This is a genomic window from Streptomyces sp. NPDC044063, assembly GCF_056434285.1.
The window spans coordinates 79,254-84,571 of sequence record NZ_JBWKFM010000009.1 but is presented as its reverse complement, the minus strand read 5'-3'; the positions used below and the strand labels follow the sequence as shown (position 1 = coordinate 84,571).

Genomic DNA, 5,318 nt, shown 5'->3' with positions numbered 1-5,318 from the left:
CGGCCACACCCTTTGTTGTAGTGATGTACTTTGCCCGGTTTTGTCGGCCCCCCCGCTTCCTTTTTTTTTTTTTTCCCCCCCCCCCCCCCCCTTCTTCCCCCCCCCCCCCCCCCCCCCCCCCCCCCCCCCTCACCGGGTGGTGCGGGCTGCGGCTGGGCTGGGCCGCGAAATGGCTATCAGCCCAGCAGCGGCAGCAGTGCCTCCGTGAAGTCCTGTGGCTGCTCGACAGCCGCCAGGTGGCCGCCCGGGAACTCGGTGAGCATGCTGCCGAGTTCGTCCGCCAGGCGCGTGGCCGGGTCGTACAGCGGTGCGATGCCTCGGGAATCACGGCCCACCGCCAGGACGAGCTTGTCGGCCACGGGGCGGAGGGCGGTCAGGTCCGGGGTGGACGACGAGAAGGGGCACAGGACGTGCTCCAGGAACGCGGGCATGTTGGCGTGCATCCGGGCGAGCATCTCGGCGGCCTCCGCCGGGAGTTCCGCATCCTGCTCGTGCTCGGCCTCGGCCTCGGCCTCGTGCTCGGCCTCGTGTTCGGCCTCGTGCTCGGCCTCCGTCCCCGCCCCCAGGCCCTCCGCGAACCGGGTCATGGCCGCCGCCACGCCCTCGGCCCGGAACGTGTCGCGGACGTCCGCGAAGTGCGCCCGGTGCGGGGCCGGGTCCTCCAGGACCTCCACCAGCGGCGGCTCGTGCGCGATCACCCGGCGTACCCGCTCGGGGTGCCGGGCCAGCAGGCCGAGGGCCGTGATGGCGCCGGAGCTGCACCCCATGACGAGGGCCTCCTCGTCGGGCGCCACCCGGTCGAGGACGTGGCGGGCGTCGTCGCTCCAGACGCGGACGTCCTGCTCGGCGACCGGCCCGTCGAGCCGGCTGCGCGACATGCAGCGCTGGTCGTAGGAGACCACCGTGTACAGGGCGGACAGTTCGTCGGCGATGGCCGCGTACATTCCGGCGTCGCCCGAGCCGCCGGGGATGAGCAGCAGGACCGGTCCGCTGCCGCGCGTCTCGTAGTGGAGCGTGGCGCCGGGGACGTCGAGCGTCCCAGTGGTCGGCGTGTTCGTCACTTGTTGTCCTCAGCTTCTGCCGTCTGCGTCTGCGTCTGCGTCTGCGTCTGCGTCTGTGCCTGCGTCGTCGCGTCGCTCGGCCAGTCCTCCAGCAGGGCGTGGAGCGCGTCGAGGGACCGGGCCCATGACGCGCTCACCGGGCGGGAGTGGCCGAAGCCGCCGGAGAGCTCCAGGTGGATGTAGCCGTGGAAGGTACTGCGCAGCAGCCGGCCGGCGTCGGTGAGGTCCGGCTCGGTCAGGCCGTAGGCGCGCAGCATCCCGTACGTCAGCTCGACGCTGCGCCGGAAGCCGACCGAGTTGTTGACCTCCTCCGGCGCCAGCTGCATCTGGGTGGCGGCGTAGCGGCCCGGGTGGGCGAGCGCGTAGTCGCGGTAGGCGTCGGCGAAGGCGACGAGCGCGTCCTTGCCGGACCGGCCGGCGACCGCCCGGCCGATTCGCTCGGTCATCTCCTCCGACGCCAGCAGCGCGATGCGTACGCGCAGCGCGCGCAGGTTGCGCACGTGCGAGTAGAGGCTCGCGTCCTTGACGCCGAAGTGGCGGGCGAGGGCCGACAGGGTGACCTTCTCCAGGCCCGCCTCGTCGGCCATCGCCGCGGCCGCGTCGGTCAGCCGGGCCGCGGTGATTCCGGCGCGCACCATGCCGCCGCCCACCACCTCTCTTCCTAGGAGCTCTAGGCAAAAACCTAGCAGGTCTAGGAAGCGGTTGCGCGCGTCACACCGTCAGGACGATCTTTCCGGTGGTGCGGCCGAGCTCGCCGTGCTCGTGCGCCTTCGCGGCCTCCTCCAGCGGGAACGTGGCGTCCACGAGCGGCCGCAGGCGGCCGCTCTCCACCAGTTCGGCGATCTCGCGCAGGCCCTGGCGGTCGGCCTCGACGAGGACGAAGGTCGCGCGGATGCCGGCCGCGGCCGCCTCGGCGGCCGGGAAGTCCTCGCCCGGCGGGACGATCGAGACGAGCGTGCCGCCCGGACGCAGGGTGCGCAGGGAGCGGCGGGTGTAGTCGCCGCCGATGGTGTCCAGGACGACGTCGACGTCGCGGACGGTCTCGGCGAAGTCCTCGCGGGTGTAGTCGACGAGCTCGTCGGCGCCCAGCTCGCGCAGCAGGGCGTGCTTGGGCTCGCTGGCGGTGCCGATGACGTGGGCGCCGCGGGCCTTGGCGATCTGGACGGCGAGGTGGCCCACGCCGCCGGCCGCGGCGTGGACGAGCACGCGCTGCCCCTGCCGCACGTCCGCGGTGTCGACCAGTGCCTGCCAGGCCGTGAGCGCCGCCAGCGGCAGCGCGGCCGCCTCCACGTGGGTGAGCGGGGCCGGGCGGTGGGCGAAGTGCCGGGCGGGGGCGGTGACGTACTCGGCGTAGCCGCCGCCGGCGTGCGGGAAGCGCGGCATGCCGTACACCTCGTCGCCGGGGGCGAAGATCGTGACGCCGACGCCGACGGCCTCGACCGTGCCCGAGACGTCCCAGCCCAGGGTGAACGGGACCGTGGCGCCGGAGACGAGGACGCCGCGGGCGCGGCTCTTCCAGTCCACCGGGTTGACGCCTGCGGCGTGGACGCGGACGAGGATCTCGGCGGGGCCCGGCTCGGGGCGGTCGGTCTCGACGAGTTCGAGGACGTCCGGGCCGCCGGGGGTGTTCTGGGTGATCGCGCGCATGGTCCGGTATTTCCGTTCTTTCCTGATTTCGTGCGGGGGGAACGGTGTCAAGAGTCGCCGGGCCGGGCATCCGCCGGTAGTGGCCCGATGGCCAACGTCTGAAAGAATCGGGCCATGGCCACCACCACCCCGTATCGCGTCCACCGGGTCGGAGTGCTCGCCCTGGACGGAGTCGTCCCCTTCGAGCTCGCCATCCCCGCCCGGATCTTCGGGGCCGCCCGATCGGCGACCGGGGAGCCGCTGTACTCCGTGACGACGTTCAGCGTCGACGGCCGCCCGGTGCGCACCGACGCCGACTACGAGATCGTCGTGGGCCACGACGCGTCCCTGCTGGCCGACATCGACACGCTCGTCGTCCCGCCCTCGCACGCCCTGGGGGCGATCCAGGAGACGGGAACGCTGCCGGACGCCCTGCGCGAGGCCCTGGCGGCCGTGCGGCCCGGCACACGGCTGGTGGGGATCTGCACCGGCTCGTTCGTGCTGGCCGCGGCGGGGCTCCTCGACCGGCGGCCCGCCACCACGCACTGGAAGGAGGCCGACCAGTTGCAGCGGATGTTCACCACCCTGAGGGTCGACCCCGGGGTGCTGTTCGTGGACGACGGCGACGTCCTGACCTCGGCGGGCGTGGCCGCCGGGGTGGACCTGTGCCTCCACATCGTCCGGCGCGACCACGGCAGCGAGGTCGCCAACGCCGTGGCCCGCATGTGCGTCGTACCGCCGTGGCGCGACGGCGGGCAGGCGCAGTACGTCCGGCAGCCGGTGCCGGAGCCGGATGCCAGCGGGACCGCGCCGACCCGGGCCTGGGCCCTGGAGCGGCTGGGGGAGCCCCTGACGCTGGCCGGGATGGCCGCGCACGCGAAGGTCAGCGTCCGTACGTTCACGCGGCGCTTCCGCGCCGAGACGGGCGACAGCCCGGGGCAGTGGCTGGTGCGGCAGCGCGTGGAACGGGCGCGGCACCTGCTGGAGACCACCGACCTGGCGGTCGACGCCGTGGCGCACCGCGCGGGCTTCGGCACGGGCGCCTCGCTCCGGCAGCACCTCCAGGTGGCGATCGGGGTCTCCCCGCAGGCGTACCGGCGGACCTTCCGGGCCGCCGCCGCGCGGGACGGCGACCTGGAAGGTGGTCCGGTGGGTCAGGCCAGCGGTGCGATCACCACGGCCGTGCCGTAGGCGCAGACCTCCGTGCCGACGTCCGCAGCCTCCGTGACGTCGAAGCGGAACATGAGCACGGCGTTGGCCCCCCGGGCCCGCGCCTGCTCGACCAGGCGCTCCATGGCCTGGTTGCGGGTCTGGACGAGCGTCTTGGTCAGGCCCTTGAGCTCGCCGCCGATCAGCGACTTCAGCCCCGCGCCGATCTGGCTGCCGACGTGCCGGGAGCGCACGGTGAGGCCGAAGACCTCGCCGATGACCCGCTCCACCCGGTATCCGGGCACGTCATTGGTCGTGACGACCAGCACATCGGACTTCTCGACCTGGCCGCCGCCGTACTCGTCGATGCCCATCTGTCCACCTCCGTCTGTCTGTGCAGTTTTGCCGCTCGCTGTCCGGGACGCACCCTGGGAGGGTGGGGTTGCGCCGTTCGAGTGGAACCGGGCGACGCGCCGTGGCGTTGATAGCTTTGGGCCGCACAACGCTGCACAACGCCGCACCCCGTCGTTCCCGCCTGTCGCCCGGGCCTCGGCCTCGTACGAGCCTGTGCCCTCGACCCAGGAGCCTGTCACCCGTGACTCCCATGACCACCCTCGCGCTCGGCCCGCAGTGGCTCGACGCGAACTATCTGATCGAGCAATTCGGTCTGATCGGCGTGCTGGCCATCGTCTTCGCGGAGTCCGGCCTCCTGATCGGGTTCTTCCTGCCCGGCGACTCGCTGCTCTTCACCACCGGTCTGCTGGTCACCACGGGCCAGATCGACAAGCCGCTGTGGCTGGTGTGCGGGCTGGTGGTGCTCGCGGCGGTCCTCGGTGACCAGGCCGGCTACCTCTTCGGCCGCAAGGTCGGCCCCTCGCTCTTCAAGCGCCCGGACTCCCGCCTCTTCAAGCAGGAGAACGTGGAGAAGGCCCACGACTTCTTCGAGAAGTACGGGCCGAAGTCGCTGGTGCTGGCCCGCTTCGTGCCGGTGATCCGGACCTTCACGCCGATCATCGCGGGCGTGAGCCGGATGAACTACCGCTCGTTCCTGATCTTCAACGTCATCGGCGGTCTGCTCTGGGGCGCCGGTGTGACGCTGCTGGGCTCGGCCCTGGGCAAGATCGATTTCGTCCACAAGCACATCGAGCTGATCCTGGTCGCGATCGTGCTGGTGTCCGTGGTGCCGGTGGCCATCGAGCTGCTGCGGGCTCGCGCGAAGGCCAAGAAGGAGGGCCCGGCCGAGGCGCCTGCGGCTGGGCCTGCCGGCGGTTACCAGGTTCCGCCCGTGGGCGGCCAGGTTCCGCCTGTCGGCGGCTACCGGGCGCCTGGCGGCGGTCAGGTGCCGTTCGCCGGTGACCAGCAGGCGCCGTCCGTCGGTGCCCAGTCGCCTGTCGGCGGCTACCGGGCGCCTGGCGGCGGTCAGGTGCCGTTCGCCGGTGACCAGCAGGCGCCGTCCGTCGGTGCCCAGTCGCCTGTCGGCGT

Annotated in this window: 6 protein-coding genes; 2 read left to right on the top strand and 4 right to left on the bottom strand. The window is 72.6% G+C overall.

All coding sequences use genetic code 11. The features are described 5' to 3' along the window. Nucleotides 1–176: 176 nt before the first annotated feature. The 3 genes from AC07BS_RS13905 to AC07BS_RS13895 form a co-directional block, all read right to left on the bottom strand. A complete protein-coding gene (locus AC07BS_RS13905; protein WP_478932191.1) occupies nucleotides 177–1,061 on the bottom strand; it encodes an alpha/beta fold hydrolase in 885 nt (294 codons plus the stop codon). Further along, complete coding sequence (locus tag AC07BS_RS13900; RefSeq protein WP_478932189.1) at nucleotides 1,058–1,699, bottom strand: TetR-like C-terminal domain-containing protein; 642 nt, start codon at nucleotides 1,697–1,699, stop codon at nucleotides 1,058–1,060. The genes AC07BS_RS13905 and AC07BS_RS13900 overlap by 4 nt, the downstream gene beginning before the upstream one ends. Before the next feature lie 73 nt (nucleotides 1,700–1,772). After that, nucleotides 1,773–2,708: an NADP-dependent oxidoreductase gene (locus tag AC07BS_RS13895; protein WP_478645776.1), complete on the bottom strand. Its 936-nt coding sequence runs from the start codon at nucleotides 2,706–2,708 to the stop codon at nucleotides 1,773–1,775. Nucleotides 2,709–2,822: 114 nt separating this feature from the next. On the opposite strand from AC07BS_RS13895, the gene AC07BS_RS13890 reads away from it, so the two are divergent. Next, nucleotides 2,823–3,878, top strand: coding sequence for a GlxA family transcriptional regulator (locus AC07BS_RS13890; RefSeq protein ID WP_478932186.1), 1,056 nt, complete (start codon nucleotides 2,823–2,825; stop codon nucleotides 3,876–3,878). On the opposite strand, the gene AC07BS_RS13885 is transcribed toward AC07BS_RS13890, so the two are convergent. Further along, nucleotides 3,842–4,210 carry a YbjQ family protein gene (locus tag AC07BS_RS13885; RefSeq protein ID WP_478645781.1) on the bottom strand — a complete coding sequence of 123 codons (369 nt, stop codon included), beginning with the start codon at nucleotides 4,208–4,210 and terminating at the stop codon, nucleotides 3,842–3,844. The genes AC07BS_RS13890 and AC07BS_RS13885 overlap by 37 nt on opposite strands. Before the next feature lie 230 nt (nucleotides 4,211–4,440). Between AC07BS_RS13885 and AC07BS_RS13880 the strand changes: the two genes are divergently transcribed. Then, on the top strand, nucleotides 4,441–5,318 hold an 878-nt coding region (locus AC07BS_RS13880), incomplete at its 3' end, for a DedA family protein (RefSeq protein WP_478932361.1).

Bases quoted from the DNA above. Each gene is read 5' to 3' on its own strand.
- AC07BS_RS13900 (WP_478932189.1), bottom strand. From the start codon at position 1,699: ATGGTGCGCGCCGGAATCACCGCGGCCCGGCTGACCGACGCGGCCGCG.
- AC07BS_RS13895 (WP_478645776.1), bottom strand. From the start codon at position 2,708: ATGCGCGCGATCACCCAGAACACCCCCGGCGGCCCGGACGTCCTCGAA.
- AC07BS_RS13890 (WP_478932186.1), top strand. From the start codon at position 2,823: ATGGCCACCACCACCCCGTATCGCGTCCACCGGGTCGGAGTGCTCGCC.
- AC07BS_RS13885 (WP_478645781.1), bottom strand. From the start codon at position 4,210: ATGGGCATCGACGAGTACGGCGGCGGCCAGGTCGAGAAGTCCGATGTG.